Source organism: Burkholderia pyrrocinia, from assembly GCF_003330765.1.
GTDB classification, from domain to species: domain Bacteria; phylum Pseudomonadota; class Gammaproteobacteria; order Burkholderiales; family Burkholderiaceae; genus Burkholderia; species Burkholderia pyrrocinia_B.
The window spans coordinates 1,482,442-1,502,318 of sequence record NZ_CP024903.1 but is presented as its reverse complement, the minus strand read 5'-3'; the positions used below and the strand labels follow the sequence as shown (position 1 = coordinate 1,502,318).

15 protein-coding genes are annotated in these 19,877 nt (G+C 69.6%); 13 read left to right on the top strand and 2 right to left on the bottom strand.

Translation table 11 applies throughout. The annotated features are described in order from the left end of the window. Window positions 1-71: 71 nt before the first annotated feature. Together tagH and CUJ89_RS24340 are read right to left on the bottom strand one after the other, a co-directional pair. Window positions 72-1,520 (bottom strand): type VI secretion system-associated FHA domain protein TagH, encoded by a 1,449-nt coding sequence (tagH, locus tag CUJ89_RS24345; protein WP_114179948.1) that lies wholly within the window; start codon window positions 1,518-1,520, stop codon window positions 72-74. A gap of 48 nt (window positions 1,521-1,568) precedes the next feature. Continuing rightward, complete coding sequence (locus CUJ89_RS24340; RefSeq protein WP_114179947.1) at window positions 1,569-1,955, bottom strand: TssQ family T6SS-associated lipoprotein; 387 nt, start codon at window positions 1,953-1,955, stop codon at window positions 1,569-1,571. A gap of 630 nt (window positions 1,956-2,585) precedes the next feature. Between CUJ89_RS24340 and tssJ the strand changes: the two genes are divergently transcribed. The 13 genes from tssJ (at window position 2,586) to tssG (ending at window position 19,867) form a co-directional block, all read left to right on the top strand. Continuing rightward, complete coding sequence (tssJ, locus tag CUJ89_RS24335) at window positions 2,586-3,101, top strand: type VI secretion system lipoprotein TssJ (protein WP_114179946.1); 516 nt, start codon at window positions 2,586-2,588, stop codon at window positions 3,099-3,101. Then, window positions 3,098-4,495, top strand: a complete 1,398-nt coding sequence (gene tssK, locus CUJ89_RS24330) for a type VI secretion system baseplate subunit TssK (RefSeq protein WP_114179945.1) — start codon at window positions 3,098-3,100, stop codon at window positions 4,493-4,495. The genes tssJ and tssK overlap by 4 nt, the downstream gene beginning before the upstream one ends. A 15-nt stretch (window positions 4,496-4,510) precedes the next feature. Next, window positions 4,511-5,830: a DotU family type VI secretion system protein gene (locus CUJ89_RS24325; protein ID WP_114179944.1), complete on the top strand. Its 1,320-nt coding sequence runs from the start codon at window positions 4,511-4,513 to the stop codon at window positions 5,828-5,830. Window position 5,831: 1 nt separating this feature from the next. Beyond that, window positions 5,832-9,458 carry a type VI secretion system membrane subunit TssM gene (tssM, locus tag CUJ89_RS24320; RefSeq protein ID WP_114179943.1) on the top strand — a complete coding sequence of 1,209 codons (3,627 nt, stop codon included), beginning with the start codon at window positions 5,832-5,834 and terminating at the stop codon, window positions 9,456-9,458. Then, on the top strand, window positions 9,440-10,135 hold the full coding sequence (gene tagF / locus CUJ89_RS24315; RefSeq protein ID WP_114179942.1) for a type VI secretion system-associated protein TagF: 696 nt from the start codon (window positions 9,440-9,442) through the stop codon (window positions 10,133-10,135). Before tssM ends, tagF begins: the two co-directional genes overlap by 19 nt. 60 nt (window positions 10,136-10,195) lie before the next feature. Beyond that, window positions 10,196-12,544, top strand: a complete 2,349-nt coding sequence (locus CUJ89_RS24310) for a serine/threonine protein kinase (RefSeq protein WP_114179941.1) — start codon at window positions 10,196-10,198, stop codon at window positions 12,542-12,544. Continuing rightward, window positions 12,531-13,661 carry a type VI secretion system protein TssA gene (gene tssA / locus CUJ89_RS24305; protein WP_114179940.1) on the top strand — a complete coding sequence of 377 codons (1,131 nt, stop codon included), beginning with the start codon at window positions 12,531-12,533 and terminating at the stop codon, window positions 13,659-13,661. Before CUJ89_RS24310 ends, tssA begins: the two co-directional genes overlap by 14 nt. A gap of 73 nt (window positions 13,662-13,734) precedes the next feature. Beyond that, a complete protein-coding gene (gene tssB / locus CUJ89_RS24300; protein ID WP_114179939.1) occupies window positions 13,735-14,289 on the top strand; it encodes a type VI secretion system contractile sheath small subunit in 555 nt (184 codons plus the stop codon). Beyond that, window positions 14,282-15,790: a type VI secretion system contractile sheath large subunit gene (tssC, locus tag CUJ89_RS24295; protein WP_114179938.1), complete on the top strand. Its 1,509-nt coding sequence runs from the start codon at window positions 14,282-14,284 to the stop codon at window positions 15,788-15,790. Before tssB ends, tssC begins: the two co-directional genes overlap by 8 nt. Before the next feature lie 47 nt (window positions 15,791-15,837). Beyond that, window positions 15,838-16,329 (top strand): Hcp family type VI secretion system effector, encoded by a 492-nt coding sequence (locus CUJ89_RS24290; RefSeq protein WP_114179937.1) that lies wholly within the window; start codon window positions 15,838-15,840, stop codon window positions 16,327-16,329. Between the two features lie 16 nt (window positions 16,330-16,345). Then, on the top strand, window positions 16,346-16,894 hold the full coding sequence (gene tssE / locus CUJ89_RS24285; RefSeq protein ID WP_114179936.1) for a type VI secretion system baseplate subunit TssE: 549 nt from the start codon (window positions 16,346-16,348) through the stop codon (window positions 16,892-16,894). 4 nt (window positions 16,895-16,898) lie between these two features. Continuing rightward, window positions 16,899-18,770, top strand: coding sequence for a type VI secretion system baseplate subunit TssF (tssF, locus tag CUJ89_RS24280; RefSeq protein ID WP_114179935.1), 1,872 nt, complete (start codon window positions 16,899-16,901; stop codon window positions 18,768-18,770). After that, the gene (tssG, locus tag CUJ89_RS24275) at window positions 18,695-19,867 is read left to right on the top strand and encodes a type VI secretion system baseplate subunit TssG (protein ID WP_415859057.1); all 1,173 of its coding nucleotides are present in this window, start codon (window positions 18,695-18,697) and stop codon (window positions 19,865-19,867) included. Before tssF ends, tssG begins: the two co-directional genes overlap by 76 nt. The last annotated feature ends 10 nt before the right edge of the window (window positions 19,868-19,877 follow it).

Genomic DNA, 19,877 nt, shown 5'->3' with positions numbered 1-19,877 from the left:
CCGACCGGCGTCAATTGCCTGTGGGGGAGCGTATCCCAATTCGCGAATGCCCGGCTACGCGGTTAAGCGACTCAATGCCGGCTGCTGCCGCGATAGCTTTCCACTTCCGCGTCGTACGCCGCCAGAAACGCCTTGCCGAACACGGACGCGAAATCGTCCTCGATCGCGAACACCGTGTCGCGATGGGTCGCCGCATAGCGATCCCACATCCTCGCCTTGTACAACGCGGGCACGCGCTTCTCGTACCAGCGCATCGCATCGTCGCGCTCGCGCAGCCGTTGCGGCGAAAATCGCGTCAGCAGGTCCATCAGCGCGGCGCGCATCCCGGCGACCATGCCGATCTGGTGCGCGTGCAGATCCTGGAACGCATCGCTGACCGCGCTTTGCGGCGACATGAAGCCCGGCAGCGGCAGTCCGAACATCTGCCGCAGCACGGCGCCGCCGTCCGGCAGCAGCTTCAGCGGGTTGTTCTCGCGATCGAGCAGCATCGTCATATGCGCTTTCACCTCGCGCTTCAGGATGCTGCGCGACGACAGCAGCTCGACCGTGCCGTTCGCGAACAGCGCAAGCAACTGGCCCGCGATGTACAGCTGTTCGGCCGACCACTGATGCGATTCGGCGGCCGTATCGAGCCCCGCGCCTTCGAAGAACGCGTTCAGCAGTTCGTCGGGCGTCGGCGGCGCCGGCGCGCGCGCGGCATGCTGCGCCGGTTCGTCGGCCGGCCGAGCTTCGGCGCGCGCGGCCGCCGGCTGCACGCGCACGTGCTGCGTCCACTCGGGCGCGTGGTCGGCCTGCGTCGCGGATGGCGCGTCGCGATCCGCATTGCCGCGATCAGTCGACGGCGCCGCACCCGGCGTGCCGATATCGCCCGACGATTGCGCGAACAGGTCGAGCGGATCGGTCGACAACTGATTCAGGTCGCGTTGCGACGGCACGGGCGGCTCGGCCTGCGCAGTGCGGTTCGGCGGCTGCGCCGGGGCCGCGCGTGCAGGGCCGCCCGGCCGTGTGCCGGCGTCCGCCGCCTTGCCGCGCGGAGCGAGGCGATCCTGGAGCAGCCCCCACAGCCGGTTGCCGGCGCCTTTCGTGTCGACGCGCGAAGACGAGGGCGAGGGGTACGAGGGTGCGGCGGCCTCCGGCGCGCCCCGCATATCGACATGCATACCGGTATCGGGCGCCATGTCGATGACCGGCGCGTCGCCGCCATCGTCGCGTTCCGCCCGCAGCACATACGGCCCGATGCGGATGATGTCGCCGGTATTGAGCGGCCGCTCCTGCGCATAGCCGACCGGCTCGCGGTTCACCTCGATCGTCGAGACGCTGCTCAGGTTCTTCAGCAGGCACGCGTCGTCGCCGACCTGCAGCAGCGCCTGCAGCCGCGAAATCTGCCGCGTGTCGTCGCGCAGCACCAGATGGTTGTCGCTGGCCCGGCCGATGGTGCCGCCCGGCGGATGAAACACGACGGCGTCGTAAGAGTCGTTTTCGACCGGCTCGCCGGCATGTTCGATCACGATCAGTTGCATGTCATACGTCGCTCGGTGGATGAAGCGCTCGCGTGGAAACCGGTTCGTTCAGGATGACGACGCATGTCTGCGGCGCGCGGATTCGAACGCGGGCCCCCAGATCGGATGCCCCTTCTCGGCGGGGGACAAGTCGAAGCGCGGGTTGAGGTCGAGAATCTTCGAGAATTCGGCGCGGCACAGCGTGACGCGGCTGGTCACGCAATAGCTGAACGCGAGGAGCTTGTGCGCGGTGACCTGCGTGTCGGTGTCGGCGCCGTCGATCTCCTTCGCGCGGCTCAGTAGCGCGATCGTGCGCCCGTAGTCGCCGGTGTCGTATGCGGCGCGCGCGCTGTCGACCGTCGCGCGCGCGGCCGACTGCGTCGGGGACGTGCTGCACCCGCCGGCCCCCAGCAACAACGCGCCGAGGAAAAGAACGATCGATGAACGACCTTTCATTATTGAAATAAATAATTTACGTAATTGGAAGGTGGCACACACGCGCTGTTGGATTCTAGTGCCAATCATCGGCACCGATGTCGCTGTTACGTTTTGTTTCATTTATTCGATTCGATTCCACTTGAATACTAAATCGACTACGAATTTAAGCCCTTGTGAATCCCAAAAAACGAACCTATAGTTCGCTGTGTTTTTCGGATTCGTCTGTTGTTTTGTCAGCGCTCGTCAATGCACGAAAAAACGGGCCGTCCGTTCGGGTGGCACGAATAGCCTGGCACACCATCAGCGCCGCGTGCGTCCCTTGCCCGGCGGCCGGCCGGCTTGCGCCCCAAGCCCATCCGACAGGTGTCTACGCAATAGAACCGGGCCGCCATGGCGAACCGGTCAGGTTAACTTTTTCCGTCAAATGATCAATCTCAATTCAATTGCCTGTCATCTCGCCAAATCACTTTCACAAACCATGGATGATTTGACCCGGATTTTTACAAGAACAATTTGCCGGCATCAATTTCAATGCAAGGATATGCAAATTACACAATTACCGGTCGATTAATTGTCCCTTTTTTAATCCGATCACCCGGTTCAGTTCTAGAAAACCGGCGAATGGCTATTGGGTGGCGAGGGTGGAATATGCAATGGCGGTCGAGCAGTTTCATCGTATGGGGATGCGTGTTGCTGTTTCCGGGGTGTGGCGCGACGGAGCACGCCGCCGCGGTGCCGTATGCGATCACGGTCGACGTTGCGCCCGACGTCAACCCTGACATGAACCGCAAGCCTTCGCCGATCGTGCTGAAGGTGTTCCAGCTCCGTGCGGCGTCGGCGTTCGACAGCGCGGATTTCTTCTCGCTGCAGGACAAGCCCGAGAACGTGCTCGGCGCGGACCTGCTCGGCACCGACCGCGTGATCCTGCGGCCGGGCGACTCGCGCACGCTGCACTATCGCGGCAATGTCGAGGCCGGCGCGATCGGCGTGATCGCCGAATACCGCGTGCTCGAAAAGAACCGCTGGCGGCTGACGGTGCCGCTGCCGCGCGCGAAGCAGCTCAATCTCTACAAGTTCTGGCAGACGTCGCCGGGCGAGCTGAAGCTGTCGATCGCGGTCAGGAACGGCGGCATCGCGCTGAACGACGCGCGGGGGCGCCCATGACCGAACCGACGATGTCCGCGACGCCGGTCGCGGCACTGCGCCAGCGCGTGGTGTGGACCGAAGGCATGTTCCTGCGGCCCCAGCATTTCCAGCAGCTCGAACGACACTGGGAACGCTACGTCGCGCTGCGCTGCCTGCCGCTGCAAGGCTTCTACTGGGGCTTCGACACACTGGAAATCGATCGCGAGCAACTGGCGCTCGGCAAGGTCGCGCTGCGCACCGCGTCGGGCGTGATGCGCGACGGCACGCCGTTCGACCTGTCGCATCCCGACGATCTCCCCGCACCGCTCGACCTGCCGGCCGACGCGAAGGACCAGCTCGTCGTGCTCGCATTGCCGCTGTGGCGCGGCGGCGGCGAGGAGGTGTCGTTCGGCACGGGCGCCGCAACCGGTGGAAACGGTGGAAACGGCAACGCGGACGTCGCGCGCTACGTCGTGCGCGAATACGAAGTGGCCGACGCGAACGCGGTCGCGCTCGGCCCCGCGCTGCTGCAGACGGGGCGCCTGAACGTGCGGCTGATGCTCGAAGCCGAGTTGACCGGCGACTGGCACGCGCTCGGCGTCGCGCGGATCGTCGAGCGGCGCACCGATGCGCGGCTGCTGGTCGATGACGGCTACATTCCGCCGCGGCTCGTCGCGCAGCGCGATGCCGTGTTGCTGGCGTATGCGCGCGAGCTGCACGGGCTGCTCACGCAGCGCAGCGAAGCGCTCGCGGAACGGCTGTCGGAACCGGGGCGCGGCGGCGTGTCGGAAGTCGCGGATTTCCTGCTGCTGCAGCTGGTGAACCGCTATCTCGCGCTGACCTGGCATGCGCAGCAGCATGTTTCGACGCATCCGGAAGCGCTGTTCTGCGACTGGCTGAAGCTCGCGTGCGACCTGAGCACGTTCACGGCGGCCGGCCGGCGTCCGCAGTCGCTGGCGGTTTACGTCCACGACGACCTGCGCACGAGCTTCGCGGAACTGATGACGGAACTGCGCCGGTCGCTGTCGACCGTGCTCGAACAGAATGCGATCCAGATCGAGCTGCGCGATGCGGGCAACGGCATCCGCGTCGCGACGCTCGCCGATCCCGAGCTGCGCGACACGGCCGGCTTCGTGCTCGCGGTGCGCGCGGACGTGCCGGCCGACAGCCTGCGCACCCGCTTTCCCGCGCAGGCGAAGCTCGGGCCGGTCGAGCGGATCCGCGATCTCGTGCAGTTGCAACTGCCGGGCATCACGATGCGCCAGTTGCCGGTCGCGCCGCGGCAGATCCCGTATCACGCGGGTCATACCTACTTCGAGATCGACAAGGGCAGCGACCTGTGGAAGCAGCTGGCGCGCTCCGGCGGTCTCGCATTTCATTTCGCCGGCGAATTCCCGGGGCTCTCGATGGAGTTCTGGGCGATACGTGGGTGAGGGCGGGGCATCGCGATGAATTCTTCCTCCGATTCGATCTCCGCTGGCGCCGGCGGATTCGTGCCGCCGAATCCGGGCGGCATGCATCCGGCCGCCGCGACGGGCGCGGCCGGGCCGACGGCCACGCAACCGCAGCCGGGCCGCTGGGCCGCGAGCGGCACGAACCCGCTCGTCGCGGCCGCGAACCCGCTGCTCAATCTGGTGCCGCAGATCCGCTCGACCGTCCATCATCCGAATCCGGCATGGCTGCGCGAGCATCTGGTCGTCGAGATCCGGCAGTTCGAGGCGCGCGCGCAGGAGGCCGGCGTGCCGTCCGAAGCGATCATCGGCGCGCGCTACTGCCTGTGCACGGCGCTCGACGAGGCGGCCGCGCTGACGCCGTGGGGCGGCAGCGTGTGGTCGTCGCACAGCCTGCTCGTGTCGTTCCACAACGAAACGTGGGGCGGCGAGAAGTTCTTCCACCTGCTCGAACGCCTGTCGCAGCAGCCGCGCCAGCATCTCGACCTGCTCGAGCTGCTGTATTTCTGTCTCGCGCTCGGCTTCGAGGGCCGCTATCGCGTGCTCGACAACGGCCACGCGCAACTCGATGCGCTGCGCCGCCAGCTCGCGCAGACGATCCGCTCGGTGCGCGGCGAATTCGAACCCGCGCTGTCGCCGCACTGGCGCGACGTCGTCACGCGCGACGTAGCGCGCCGTTTCGTCGTGCCGCTGTGGGTGTGCGTGGCGCTCGCGCTGCTGATCGGCTTCGGCGTATTCGTCGGGCTGCGCATCGCGCTCGCCGGGCATTCGGATCAGCTGTTCGCGTCGATCGACGCGCTGCACGTGCCGAAGCTGCAGCCCGCGCAGGCGCCGCCGCGCCCGGCGCCGGCGCCGCGCATCGCGAAGTTCCTGGCACCGGAGATCGCTGCCGGCCTCGTGTCGGTGCGCGACGACGCCGATCGCAGCGTGATCGTGCTGCGCGGCGACGGGCTGTTCAAGTCCGGCTCGACGTCGGTGATCGACCGCTACGCGCCGGTGCTCGCGCGCGTCGCCGATGCGCTGAACAAGGTGCCCGGCAACGTGCGCGTGACCGGCTATACCGACGACACGCCCGTGCATACGGCGCGCTTCGCGTCGAACTGGGATCTGTCGCGCGAACGCGCGGAAGCCGTGCGCAGCATGATCGCCGCGCGGCTCGACCATCCGGAGCGGCTCGCGGCGGAAGGGCGCGGCACGCTCGATCCGGTTGCGCCGAACGATTCGCCCGCGAACCGCGCGCTGAACCGGCGCGTCGAGATCACGCTGCTGCCGGCGCCCGGCAGCGCCGCCGTCGGCGCGACGCAGGGGGCCAACTGACATGAACCAGGCTGTCGCGCGTTTCGTCCGGCCGTTGCCGTCGCGGGAGATCTGGACCTTCGCCGGTCTCGTCGTGCTCGCGTGCTTCGTGTGGCTCGCGGGCCCGCTGTTCGCGTTCGCCGAGGTCCGGCCGCTCGAAAGCGGCTGGGCGCGCGGGCTGACGATCGCGGTGCTGTTCGTCGCGTGGGGCGCGCGCGTCGCGTGGCGCAGCTGGCGCGCCGGCCGCCTCAACGCGCAACTGCTGAACCAGCTTCGCGAGGCCGCGCCGGGGCCGGCCACCGCCGACGATCCGGCGAAGGCGCAGCTCGACGAGCTGCGCAGCCGCTTCGACGAGGCCGCGACGTTGCTGAAGAAAGTCCGCTTCGGGCAGGCCGACACCGTGCGCAAAGGCCTGCCGCGCTGGTTCGACCGGATATCGCGCCAGTATCTGTATCAGTTGCCGTGGTACGTGTTCATCGGCGCGCCGGGCTCGGGCAAGACGACCGCGCTCGTGAATTCCGGGCTCAGCTTTCCGCTCGCCGAGCAGTTCGGCCGCGCGGCGATTCGCGGCGTGGGCGGCACGCGCCATTGCGACTGGTGGTTCACCAACGACGCGGTGCTGATCGACACGGCCGGCCGCTACACGACGCACGAGGGCAACCGCGCGCTCGACGAGGCCGAGTGGAAAGGTTTTGTCGACCTGCTGAAGAAATACCGCACGCGCCAGCCGCTGAACGGCGCGATGCTGACGATCAGCGTCGCCGACCTGCTCGGCGCGTCGGAAGCCGAACGCACGCAGCACGCGATGGTGCTGCGCAAGCGGCTGCTCGAACTGCGCGCGCAGCTCGGCATACGTTTCCCCGTGTACCTGCTCGTGACGAAGGCCGACCTGCTCGCGGGCTTCGCCGAGTATTTCGGCGCCTACGGCCGCGCGGAATGCGCGCAGGTGTGGGGCTTCACGTTCCCGCTCGCGCAGAGCGAAGCGCCGGGCTTCGACCTGCGCGCGGCATTCGACCGTGAATACCGGCTGCTGCACCAGCGGCTGAACGACGGGCTGCCCGAACTGCTCGCCGCGCAGACCGACGCGCGCCAGCGCGAGATGACGTACCTGCTGCCGCAGCAGATCGCCGACCTGCAGGACATGCTCGGCCAGTTCGTCGCCGAAGTGTTTTCCGTGTCGAGCTTCGAGCCGATGCCGATGCTGCGCGGCATCTACCTGACGAGCGGCACGCAGGAAGGCACTGCGTTCGATCGCGTGATGAGCGGCATCAAGCGCTTCCTGAAGATCGAAGGCGTGCCGCCGGTCGCGCAGGTCGGCTCGACCGGGCGCAGCTTCTTCCTGAAGTCGCTGTTGCAGGAGCACATCTTCCGCGAATCGGCGCTCGCCGGCAGCGACCTGCGCTGGCATCAGAAGCGGCGCGTGCTGCAGATCGCCGGCTATGTGCTGCTCGCGCTGGTGTGCGTGGCCGTGCTGGTCGCGTGGCTGCGCAGCTATTCGAACAACCGCGCGTATCTCGACCAGATCGCCTCGCGCGTGCCGGCCGTCGATGCACAGATCGCCGGCGCGAAGTTCTCCGACGCGTCCGACATCGCCCGGCTGCTGCCCGTGCTCGACGCGCTCGGCGGCCTCGCGAATGCGGGCGGCGTCGACCTGTCGCATCCGCCGCTCGCGTATCGGTGGGGGCTGTTCCAGGGCGAGAAGATCGACGAGGCCGTCGACGCGGTGTACCGGCGCGCGCTCGACGACGTGCTGCTGCCGATCGCCGCGAGCCGGATGGAGGCCGCGTTGCGCGACGCGCGGCCCGACGAAACCGACTACGCGTATGCAGCGCTGAAGGCGTACCTGATGCTGTACGACAGCGCGCACTACGATCCGGCGTTCGTGCAGGCCGTCGTCGATCTGGAAATGGAGCGCTCGCTGCCGCCCGATTTCTCGCCGGCGGAACGATCCGCGCTGCGCGCGCATCTCGCCGCGCTGTTCGGCAACCGCGTCGCGGTGTCGCCGTATCCGATGAACGAGCGGCTCGTGGCCGACGTGCGCGATCGGCTGCGGCAGGTGCCGTTCTCGCAGCGGCTGTACCGGCAGCTCACGCGCACGCTGCGCCCGGCGACGTCGGCGTTCGACTTCAGCGTTGCGCGCGCGGTCGGCCCCGACGCGTCGCTGGTGTTCCGCCGCCAGAGCGGCAAGCCGCTGGCGGAAGGCGTGCCGGGCCTCTATACGCGCAACGGCTATCGCAACGTGTTCGCGCCGCGCCTGGCCGGCGAGGTCGAGGCGTACGGGCGCGAGGAAGTGTGGGTGCTGAATCTCGGGCTGTCCGAGATCCCCGGGCCGAACGACGCGGCCGCGTGGGCGCGCGACATCCGCCAGCTCTACCTGAACGACTACCTGAAGATCTGGGACGACTATCTCGCGGACATCAAGCTGCAGCACACGGCGACGCTCGCGCAGAGCATCCAGGTCGCGCGCGCGCTGTCGTCGGCCGATTCACCGCTCACCCGGCTGATGGTCGCGCTCGCGCGCGACACGGCGCTCGGCGATGCGCCGGGCGGGGCGCGCAATCTCGCGTCGCGCGCGCAGGACAAGGTCGACGAGGCGCGCAGTTCGCTGTCGCAGATCTTCGCGGGCCAGGCCAGCGATGCGAATCCGTCCGCGGCGGCACCCGCGAGCCCCGAGCAGGTGGTCGACAGCCACTTCGCCGGGTTGCGCGCGTTCGCGCCGGGCAGCGGCGACCAGGCCCAGGCGTTCGACGCGGTGCTGAAGTCGATCGATGCGCTGTATACCTACCTGACGGCCACCGACGACGCGCTGCGCAGCGGCGCGCAACCGCCGCCGTCCGACGCGCCCGCGCGGCTGCGCGCGCAGGCCGGCCGGCTGCCGACGCCGTTCCGCGAAGTGCTCGACGACCTGTCGAACGTCGCGAACGGCAGCGTCGCGACCGTCGAGCAGCGCAGCGTCGCGCAGCGGGCCGGTGCGAACGTCGGCGACTTCTGCCGGCAAGCGATCGCGGGCCGCTATCCGTTCGCGCGCGGATCGTCGCGGGACGTCGCGCCGGCGGATTTCGCGCAGATGTTCGCGCCGGGCGGGCTGATGGACGATTTCTTCCAGAAGAACCTGCAGTCGATCGTCGATACGACGTCGCACCCGTGGCGTTTCGCGAACCGCAATGCGGACGCCGATCCGTCGGCGGCCGCGATGCTCGCGTCGTTCGAGAAGGCCGCGGTGATCCGCGACGCCTATTTCAGCGGCGGGGCGCGCACCGCGCAGCTGAAGGTGCAGATCCAGCCGCTCGAAATGGACCCGTCGATCACGGAGATGGTGCTCGACGTCGACGGGCAGATCGTCCGCTACGCGCACGGCCCGCTCGTGCAGAGCGCGGTGGACTGGCCGGGCCCGCGCGGCAGCAACCAGGTGCGGCTGCAGGTGTCGGCGCAGGCCGGCGCGGCCGACGGCTTCTCGACCGACGGGCCGTGGGCGCTGCACCGGCTGTTCGACCGCGCGGCCGTGTCGGCCGGGCGCGGCTCCGACCAGATGATTGCGCGCTTCACGGTCGACGGCAAACCGATCGTGCTGCAGGTGAATGCGGGCAGTGTCCGCAACCCGTTTCGGCTGCCCCAGATGGAGTCCTTTACATGCCCTCCGAAGCCATGAGCCAGACACCGCCGCTCACGCGCGCCGACGGCGACGCGCCGGCCTGGTACGGGAAAATTCCCGGCGCCGGCGACTTCGTGAACAGCCGGCTGCCGCATGCGCTCGCGCTCTGGTGGGAACGCTGGCTCCAGCAAGGAATGGCCGCGATGCGCCAGCGCGGCGCGGACGAGATCGAGCGCCACTACACGGTCGCGCCGGTCTGGAATTTCCTGATCCCGGCGGGCGCCGGCGCGTCTTGCGTGCAGCCGGGCTGCCTCGCGCCGAGCTGCGACCGCGTGGGGCGCTACTACCCGGTGATCGTCACGCTGCCGATGCGCGCGGCCGATTACTGGAACGGGCTGCCGGACGCCGCCGACGCGTTCTACTGGCAGGTCGGCCATGCGCTGCTCGACGCGATCCGCCATGCGCGCGCGCCGGGCGATCTCGAGCGGACGCTCGAACGCGTGCGGCTCGCGCCCGGCGGCGGCAGGCGCGCGGAAATCATCGACGGAATGCCGGCGGCGCTGCCGGAGCGGCCGGCGCTCGCCGCGTGGCCGGGGCTGTCCGGCTATTTCGATCCGCACGGCGGCACCAGCTTCTGGTGGACCAACCGCGCCGACGGATCGCCGCTGCGCACGCATGCGCATACGGGCACGCCCGACAACGCGCTGTTCCTGACGCTGTTCGGCGGCGGCTAGCGGCCGGCTGACGGTCGGCGGGCGCAGCGGGCAGACGGGATGCGGTTTCGAGAGGTGGACATGAAGGACCCTGTATCGAGAGACAACGAGTACGACACGGCGACCCGCGGCGACGCATCCGAATTCACGGTGCGGCCGCTGCCGCTCGGCCATCGCCTGGGCGAGCTGCAGCTCGACGAGGTGCTGGGGATCGGCGGTTTCGGGATCGTCTATCGCGCGTTCGACCGCACGTTGCGGCGCGCGGTCGCGATCAAGGAGTACATGCCGTCGATGCTCGCGACGCGCGGCGGCGACTACACGGTGTCGCTGCGGTCCGAGCGGTTCGCGCAGGCGTTCGACGCGGGGCGCGGCGCGTTCCTCAACGAGGCGCGCCTGCTCGCGCAATTCGACCATCCGGGGCTGGTCAAGGTCCTGCATTTCTGGGAAAGCCACGGCACCGCGTACATGGTGATGCCGTTCTACGAAGGGCGCACGCTCAAGCAACTGCTCGACGGCGGCATGCGGATCAGCGAGACGCAGTTGCGCAACATCGTCGCCGCGCTGCTGGGCGCGCTCGACACGCTGCATCGCGCGCAATGCTTCCATCGCGACGTCGCGCTCGACAACGTGCTGATCCGCCCGAACGGCAGCGCGATCCTGCTCGACTTCGGCGCGGCGCGCAAACGGATCGGCGATCTCGTCGACGACGGCGCGATGATGATCAAGCCCGGCTACGCGCCGATCGAGCAGTACACCGACGATCCCGCGTTCAGCCAGGGGCCGTGGACGGATCTCTATGCGCTCGGCGCGGTGATGCACGCGATGATCACCGGCGAATTGCCGCCCGCTGCCGTGGTGCGCAGCATCAAGGACACGTATCGGCCGCTCGCATCGCGCGAATTGCCGGCCGGCGAGGTGTACAGCCCGGCATTCCTCGCGGCGGTCGATCATGCGCTGCAGTTGCGGATTCCCGATCGGCCGGAATCGGTCGCGGCGTTCGCGGCGGAGCTCGGGTTGCGGGACTTCGACCGGGCTGGCGCAGGGTATGGCGCGGCGGTCGTGCCGCCGGCCGTCGATGCGGGCAGGGGCGGGGAAGGGGCGGCTTCTGCTGCGCCCGGTACCGCATCGGCCGTTGCGGCGGCGTCGATCGGCGCGGGCGCGACGGCTTCGGGTCACGCTGCGCATGACGTGCGGTCGCCGCCGCCCGCGCATGCCGGCGATGCGTCGACGCCGTCGGATTCGCCGGCTGCGTCGTCGCAGGCGCCCGACAGCAAGCCGGAGGCCGGCGCATCTTCCACATCGAAAACGGCTGCGCAAGGCGCAGCGATCGCGGCCGCGGGAGCACTGGCAGCGTCGGCATCGCATGCGGCGCAACCGGCCGCGAAACCGGTCGAATCCGGCGTGCGTGACGGCGACGCCGAACACGCGCAGACAGCACCCCGGCAGGAGCCGTCCTCCGCAAAGACGGAAACGCACGACGATGCAGGGTCGCGACTGGACCATCCCGGCGCGGCTACCGGGAACGCGGACGGCAACGCGCGTTCGCTTGCCGGGGCGGCGGGTATCGCCGGCGGCGCCGGCACGACTACGCCGCATCCTGCCGCTTCGGCTTCGGCGTCGTCGTCAGGCGGCGCATCCGCGCCGACGGGCACCCAACGCGGCCCGGCACCGGCCGCATCACGCAACCGCCGCATCCCCGTCTACGCCGGTGCCGCGCTCGTCGCATTGATCGCTGTCGGCCTTGCCGCGACCTATCTGTCGCGTCCCGCCCGCGTCGCCGACGAGGCCGCGCCCGCCGCGAGCCAGCCGCAGGCCGGCACGTCATCGCCCGCCAGCACGCCGGACGCCATGCTGGCCCAGCACGGACCGACGCCGACCGTCGTGCCGCCGTCGAGCCTGCCGGCCGGATCGTCGGCGCAGGTTCCGCCACCGCCCGTCGCCGCCGCGCCGGCCAGCGCACCTGCCGTCGAGGCCGCCACCGCACCGCAGGTCGCGACCACCGTCACGAACCCGGCCCCGTCGCAAGCCGGCTCCAGCTCCACCATCGCGCCCGCCGGCAGCCTCGACGCGTCGGAACGCGTCGTCAACGTGCCGCCGTCGGAAGCCGCTGCGCCACCGATAACGCCAGCCCAGGCGCCGAAGCCGCCAACGGAGGCCGAGACGGCCGTCGCCGCCGTGAACGTGCTGCCTGCCGAGCAACGTCCGCCGAAGTCGCAGGAAACCGTCCAGGTACGTTTCAACGTGCGGCCGTGGGGCGATATCTACGTGAACGGCGCGCGGCGCGGCGCGAGCCCGCCGCTGCGCTCGGTGTCGCTGACGCCGGGCGTCTACCAGATCGAGATCCGCAACGGCTCGCTGCCGCCGTTGCACCGCACCGTGGCGGTCGACTTCGGCAGCAAACCGATCAATATCGACTATGCATTCGAATGACCTCAGCCAGGCGGCGCTGGCCGCCGCCGCGCTTTCCGCTGCGCCGCCCGGCGTGCCGGCGGCGACGCCGCGCGCCGACCTGATCGGCCTGCTGCTCGCGGACCTTGCGCCCGATGCGCCGTGCGGCGCGAACCTCGAATACGACGCCGAGTTCCTGCAGTTGCAGGAGCGCGCGACGCCGCGCGCCGAGCAGCAGTACGGCGACACCGTGATCCCGGCCGAGGCGCCCGACTGGCGCGCGGTCGAGCGGCTCGCGCTGGCGCTGTCCGCGCGCACGAAGGACCTGCGCGTCGTCGCGACTCTCGCGCGCAGCTGGACCGAGCAGCACGGCATTCCAGGCTATGCGGACGCGCTCGCGGTCGTCGCGCACCTGCTCGACCGCCGGTGGGACGACCTGCATCCCCGGCTCGACGCGGACGGCGAACCGGACCCGACGCCGCGGATGAACGCGCTCGCCGACGTGGCCGGCGCGCACGACTGCGCGCGCGCGGCGCGCCGCCAGCCGCTGTTCGACGGCGGCCCGAGCGTGCGCGATGCCGAACGGCTGCTCGATGGCCGGGACGAAGCCGGCGGCCCTGTGGCGGGCAGCCGCGAAAGCCTGATCGCCGCGCTGTCGGCCATGCGCGACGACGGCACGACGCCGCTCGACGCAGCGCGCGCCGCGTTGCACGCGCTGGACGCGATCCGCGCGTGCGTGACGGACCGGCTCGGCCGCGAATGGGCGCCCGATGCCGGCGATGCGGAGAAGGCGTTGCAGCGGATCGTGCGCGACGTGCCGCTGCCCGAGCCGCAGCCGGGCGCATCGGACGGCACGGTGTCCGCGCGACAAACCTCATCCGGCGACGCGTCGCAGGCCGGCGCCGCACCCGCCGCGCCGGCGGCCATGCCGAACGCCCATGCATGGCGCGATGCCGAGGTCACGAGCCGCGACGACGTGCGGATCGGCCTCGACAAGATGTGCCGCTATTTCGAGTTGCACGAGCCGAGCCATCCGGCGCCGCTGCTGCTGCGGCGCGCGCAGCGGCTGCTCGCACTCGACTTCTACGAAATCATCCGCGATCTCGCTCCGGAGAGCCTGCCGAAGCTGGACCTGCTGAGCGGCGAGCGGAGCGAATGAAGCGAACGAAGGGGGCCGCCACGCGGGCGGCGACGACGTACAGCGCAATCTGATCGATGTGAAGGAGTGGACGATGACGGACAGAACCAAGGCGGCTGGCAGCGGACAGAAGTTCATCGCGCGCAATCGGGCGCCGCGCGTGCAGATCGAATACGACGTCGAGACATACGGCGCCGAGCGCAAGGTGCAGTTGCCGTTCGTGATGGGCGTGATCTCGGACCTGGCGGGCAAGCGGGCCGAGCCGCTGCCGGACCTGCCGGAGCGCAAGTTTCTCGAGATCGACGTCGACAACTTCGACGAGCGGATGAAGTCGGTCGCGCCGCGCGTCGCGTTCCAGGTGCCGAACACACTGACGGGCGAAGGGATGCTCAACGTCGACATGACGTTCGAGCAGATCGACGATTTCTCGCCGGCCGCGATCGCGCGCAACGTCGACGCGCTGCGCCGGCTGCTGGAGGCGCGCACCGAGCTGTCGAACCTGCTGTCGTACATGGACGGCAAGCACGGCGCCGAACAGCTGATCGAGCGCGCGATCAACGATCCCGACCTGCTGAAGACGCTCGTGCGCGAACCGCGCGAGCCCGCACAGGGCGGCGACGCGACCCAACCGGAGGCCCGCGATGAATGACCCCGCCCAATCCCGCGCCGACGCGCGCGCCGCCGCGCAGCCCGAGGTCGCGCACGACGCGTTCGCCGCGCTGCTGCAGAAGGAATTCAAGCCGAAGACCGCCGAGGCGCGCGAGTCGGTCGAGCGGGCGGTGCGCACGCTCGCGCAGCAGGCGCTCGAGCATACGGTCGGCATGACGACCGACGCGTACGGCAGCGTCAAGCAGATCATCGCGGAGATCGACCGGAAACTCTCCGAGCAGATCAACCAGATCCTGCATCACGACGATTTCCAGACCCTCGAAGGCGCATGGCGCGGCCTGCATTACCTGGTCACGCACACCGAGACCGACGAGCTGCTGAAGATCAAGGCGCTGCCGGCGTCGCGCAACGAGGTCGCGCGGATGCTGAAGCGCTACAAGGGCGTCGCGTGGGACCAGAGCCCGCTGTTCCGCAAGATCTACGAGGAGGAATACGGGCAGTTCGGCGGCGAGCCGTTCGGCTGCCTCGTCGGCGATTTTCACTTCAACCACAGCCCGCCCGACGTCGAGATGCTCGGCGAACTGTCGAAGATCGCGGCGGCCGCGCATGCGCCGTTCATCGCCGGCGCGTCGCCGGAGCTGATGCAGATGGATTCGTGGCAGGAGCTGTCGAACCCGCGCGACCTGACGAAGATCTTCCAGAACACCGAATACGCGGCGTGGCGCAGCCTGCGGCAGTCGGAGGATTCGCGCTACGTCGGCCTCGCGATGCCGCGCTTTCTGGCCCGGCTGCCGTACGGCGCGCGCACCAATCCGGTCGACGAATTCGATTTCGAGGAAGACACCGACGCCGCGAACCACGACCGCTATACGTGGGCTAATTCGGCGTATGCGATGGCCGCGAACATCAATCGCTCGTTCAAGCAGTACGGCTGGTGTTCGTCGATCCGCGGCGTCGAATCGGGCGGGGCGGTCGAGGGGCTGCCGAGCCACACGTTCCCGACCGACGACGGCGGCGTCGACCAGAAATGCCCGACCGAGATCGCGATCAGCGACCGCCGCGAGGCCGAGCTCGCGAAGAACGGCTTCATGCCGTTCGTGCACCGGAAGAACTCGGATTTCGCGGCCTTCATCGGCGCGCAGTCGCTGTACCAGCCGGCCGAGTACCACGATCCCGACGCGACCGCGAACGCGCGGCTGTCCGGCCGCCTGCCGTACCTGTTCGCGTGCTGCCGCTTCGCGCACTACCTGAAGTGCATCGTGCGCGACAAGATCGGATCGTTCCGCGAACGCGACGACATGGAGCGCTGGCTGAACGACTGGATCATGAACTACGTCGACGGCGACCCCGTGAACTCGTCGCAGGAAACCAAGGCGCGCAAGCCGCTCGCGGCCGCGCAGGTGGTCGTCGACGAGGTCGAGGACAACCCCGGCTACTACACGTCGAAATTCTTCCTGAGACCGCACTACCAGCTCGAAGGGCTCACCGTGTCGCTGCGGCTCATCTCGCGGCTGCCGACCGCGAAAGCGGCGAACGAGTGAGCGGCAGCCGGCATTCAACCTGACATCGCACCGAAACGGAGACGGCAATGGGCGTGGCAATGTTTATGAAGGTGGACGGCGTGACCGGCGAATCGGCGGACGCGCAGCACAAGGGCTGGACCGACATCCAGTCGTTCACGTGGGGTGCGAGCCAGCCGGGCGCGATGGCGAGCGGCAGCGGCGGCAACGCGGGCAAGGCGAGCTTCAACGATCTTGTCGTCGCCGCGTACATGGACAAGGGCGCGCCCGCGATCATCAAGAACTGCGCGAACGGCAAGCACCTGTCGTCGGTCGAGATCTCGGCGTGCAAGACGGGCGGCACGCAGGTCGAGTTCATGCGCGTGACGCTGCAGGAAGTGCTCGTCACGTCCGCGCAGGTCGCGGGCGTCGATCCGGGCGACGCGGCCGACCGGCTGATGATGCACTACGGCTTCCAGGCCGCGAAGGTGAAGAAGCAGTACTGGCAGCAGAACGACAACGGCGGCAAGGGCGCCGAGGTGACGGTCGGCTGGAACATCAAGGAAAACAGCGAGATGTGACGGCGCGGAGACGACCATGGACGACCCGCAAACCCGCGACCGCCGGGAGGGCAACCTGCGCGACCGGCTGCAGCCCGCGCTGCTCGACCGGCTCACCGACGACGCGCCGCAGCGCGCGACGGAAGCGCACGGCGCGCAGTGGATCGGCACCGAGCGCCTGCGCGCGGCCGTGCTGCGCGATCTCGCGTGGCTGCTCAACACGCGCAACGCCGAGGACGGCTTCGTCGACTGGTCGGCGTTCGCGCACGCGCAGGCGTCGGTGCTCAACTACGGCATGCGGCCGCTGGTCGGCAAGCCGATGTCGGGCGTCGAGCGGATGTCGGTCGAGGCGTCGATCCGCGATGCGATCGTCCGCTTCGAGCCGCGCATCGTGCCCGCCAGCGTCGAAGTCCGCAGCGTGATCGACGCGCCGGGCGGCCGGGCCGGCGAACGGCGCCACAACGTGCTGCTGTTCGAGATCCGCGGCACGCTGTGGTCCATTCCGCATCCGCTCGAATTCGTGCTGCGCTCCGACCTCGATCTCGAGACCGGCGCGATGTCGCTCCAAGCCGTGGCGGGGGCCTGACGCGATGGATACGCGCCTGCTCGACTACTACAACCGCGAACTCGCGTACCTGCGCGAGCTCGGCGGCGAATTCGCGCAGCAATTCCCGAAAGTCGCCGCGCGGCTGCGGCTGAACGAATCGGGGCCGCCCGACCCGTACGTCGAACGGTTGCTCGAGGGCTTCAGCTTCCTCACCGCGCGCGTGCAGCTGAAGATGGACGCCGAATTTCCGCGCTTCACGCAGGCGCTGCTCGATGCCGTGTATCCCGGCTACATCGCGCCGCTGCCGTCGATGGCGATCGTACGGTTTGCGCCAATGATGAACGAAGGCAGCCTTGCGCAGGGCTGGCGGCTGCCGGCCGGCACCGCGTTGCGCGCGCGGCCCGCCGCGTCCGAGCAGACCGCGTGCGAGTTCCGCACCGCGCACGACCTGACGCTGTGGCCGCTCGAACTGACCGATGCGGCTGTTACCGGTGCACCGTCGTGGCTGCCGCGCGGCGCCGTCGCAGCACGGCAGGACGTGCGCGGCGCGCTGCGCATCCGGCTGAAGGCGCGCGGCGGCGCGAAACTCTCGCAACTGCCGCTCGACCGGCTGACGTTCCATCTCGCCGGCCCCGAGCGCGACGCGCTGCATCTGCTCGAACTGCTTGCCGCGCATACGCTCGGCGTCGTGTGTCACGACCCGGGGCAGCCGCCGCGCTGGTTGCACACGCTCGACGCCGACGCGATCGTCCACGAGGGTTTCGATCCGGCCCAGGCGATCCTGCCCGACGACGGCCGCAGCTTCCACGGCTACCGGCTGCTGCGCGAGTATTTCGCGTTTCCGGCGCGCTTCCTGTTCTTCAGCATCGGCGGGCTGCGCGCCGCGCTGGCACGCGCGACCGGCGACGAGTGCGATCTGACCGTGCTGTTCGACCGCCACGATGCGGCGCTCGAAGCGGCCGTCGACGCGCGTCACCTCGCGCTGAACTGCACACCGGCCGTGAACCTGTTCGCGCGCCGCGCCGATCGCATTCCGCTGCAGCCGGGCGCGCGCGAGCATCATGTCGTCGTCGATCGCAGCCGGCCGCTCGACTTCGAGGTCTATGCGGTGCAGCGGCTCGCGAGCGAGCAGCGCGACGACGGCCAGTCGCGCGAATTCCGGCCGTTTCACGCGTCGTTCTCCGGCGACGACGGCAACTACGGCGCGTACTACACGGTGCGGCGCGAGCCGCGGCTGGTGTCCGCGCAGGCGCGCGCGAACGGCACGCGCACCGGCTACGTCGGCAGCGAGACCTACGTGTCGCTCGTCGACAGCCAGTGCGCGCCGTACGACGAGACGATGCGCTACCTGTCCGCCGATACGCTGTGCACGAACCGCGACCTCGTGCTGCTGCAGCCGCCCGGCGACGCGAACACCTTCACGCTGCGCGTATCGGCTCCGGTCGATCGCATCGTCGCGATCCGCGGCCCGTCGCGGCCGCGCCCGCCGATCGCCGACGCGCAAACCGCGTGGCGGCTGATCCGCCATCTCGGGCTCGCGCGCCACACGCTGACCGATCTCGACGACGACGAGGGCGCGCATGCGCTGCGCGAACTGCTCGGGCTGCACGCCGACCCCGCCGACGCGGCAATGCGCCGGCAGATCGACGGCGTGCAGCGGGTCGCTTTCTCGCCCGTGTTCCGCCGCCTGCCGGCGCTCGGGCCGCTGATGTTCGGGCGTGGCGTGCAGGTCGACGTGACCGTCGACGACCACGCATTCTCCGGCGACAGCCCGTTCCTGCTCGGCGCGGTGCTCGAACAGTTCTTCGCGCGTCACGTGTCGATCAACGCGTTCGCCGAATGCGTGCTGACCAGCGCGCAGCGCGGCACGCTCGCACACTGGCCGGCGCGCATCGGCAGGCGGCCGGCGATATGAAGCGCGACACGTCACCCGATACCCGGCCGGCCGCCGAAACCGCGCGACGCGACGCGTGGTGGGCGCGGCTGCGTGCCGCGCCGCACGGCTACGACCTGTTCCAGGCGCTGCGCTGGCTCGATGCGCTGTCGCCCGGCCGCGCGCCGCTCGGCCATGCCGCGCGACCGCGCGACGAGCCCGTGCGGCTCGGGCAGCAGCCGTCGCTCGCATTCGCGGCGTCGATGCTGGCCGGCATCCATGACGACGGCGCCACGCCGCCGCGCATCGCGATCCACGGTTTTGGCCTGTTCGGCCCGAACGGGCCGTTGCCGACGCACCTGACCGAATACGCGCACGAGCGCGCGGCCCAGCACGACGACCCGACGTTCGCCGCGTTCGCCGACCTGTTCCATCACCGGCTGATCCTGCTGTTCTACCGCGCGTGGGCCGATGCGCAGCCGACGGTGAGCCTCGATCGCCCCGAGCGCGCACGGTTCGACGGCTATATCGCGAGCCTGGTCGGGCGGGCGGCGCACGGCGACAAACCAGCCGCACAAGCCGACGCCGGAACCGCCGCCGACACGCTCGCGCCGCATGCGCGCTATTTCCATGCGGGCCATCTCGTGCGTCACACGCGCAACCCGGAAGGGCTCGTGCAGATCGTGCGCCGGCATTTCGGCGTCGATGCGCGCATCGACGAGCACGTGCCGCAGTGGGTCGCGATCGAGCGCTCGCAGCGCTGCACGATCCGCGCGACGCGGCCGACCTTGCGCGTCGGCGCCGTCGCGCTCGGCGTGGCGGTGCGCGACGCGCAGTCGCGCTTCCGGATCGTGCTCGGCCCGCTGTCGCTCGACGCGTACCGCCGCTTCCTGCCGGGCGGGCCACACGCGCGGCAGCTCGCGCAATGGGTGCGCGAATACGTCGGCATCGAATTCGACTGGGACGTGCAGCTCGAACTGGCGGCCGATGCGGTGCCGGCGATCGCGCTCGGCGCGCCGCAGGGCATCGGCCGCACCGCCTGGCTCGGGCAGCGGCTCGAACCAGGGCCCGCGCGCGACCTCGTCGTCCGCTACGACGTGCGGCGCGGCGGCACGGCCCTTCATCGCGAAACCGCCTAACCGGGAGCCG

Coding starts and splice junctions, on each gene's coding strand:
- tagH (WP_114179948.1), bottom strand. CDS start 1,520: ATGCAACTGATCGTGATCGAACATGCCGGCGAGCCGGTCGAAAACGAC.
- CUJ89_RS24340 (WP_114179947.1), bottom strand. CDS start 1,955: ATGAAAGGTCGTTCATCGATCGTTCTTTTCCTCGGCGCGTTGTTGCTG.
- tssJ (WP_114179946.1), top strand. CDS start 2,586: ATGCAATGGCGGTCGAGCAGTTTCATCGTATGGGGATGCGTGTTGCTG.
- tssK (WP_114179945.1), top strand. CDS start 3,098: ATGACCGAACCGACGATGTCCGCGACGCCGGTCGCGGCACTGCGCCAG.
- CUJ89_RS24325 (WP_114179944.1), top strand. CDS start 4,511: ATGAATTCTTCCTCCGATTCGATCTCCGCTGGCGCCGGCGGATTCGTG.
- tssM (WP_114179943.1), top strand. CDS start 5,832: ATGAACCAGGCTGTCGCGCGTTTCGTCCGGCCGTTGCCGTCGCGGGAG.
- tagF (WP_114179942.1), top strand. CDS start 9,440: ATGCCCTCCGAAGCCATGAGCCAGACACCGCCGCTCACGCGCGCCGAC.
- CUJ89_RS24310 (WP_114179941.1), top strand. CDS start 10,196: ATGAAGGACCCTGTATCGAGAGACAACGAGTACGACACGGCGACCCGC.
- tssA (WP_114179940.1), top strand. CDS start 12,531: ATGCATTCGAATGACCTCAGCCAGGCGGCGCTGGCCGCCGCCGCGCTT.
- tssB (WP_114179939.1), top strand. CDS start 13,735: ATGACGGACAGAACCAAGGCGGCTGGCAGCGGACAGAAGTTCATCGCG.
- tssC (WP_114179938.1), top strand. CDS start 14,282: ATGAATGACCCCGCCCAATCCCGCGCCGACGCGCGCGCCGCCGCGCAG.
- CUJ89_RS24290 (WP_114179937.1), top strand. CDS start 15,838: ATGGGCGTGGCAATGTTTATGAAGGTGGACGGCGTGACCGGCGAATCG.
- tssE (WP_114179936.1), top strand. CDS start 16,346: ATGGACGACCCGCAAACCCGCGACCGCCGGGAGGGCAACCTGCGCGAC.
- tssF (WP_114179935.1), top strand. CDS start 16,899: ATGGATACGCGCCTGCTCGACTACTACAACCGCGAACTCGCGTACCTG.
- tssG (WP_415859057.1), top strand. CDS start 18,695: ATGCGTGCTGACCAGCGCGCAGCGCGGCACGCTCGCACACTGGCCGGC.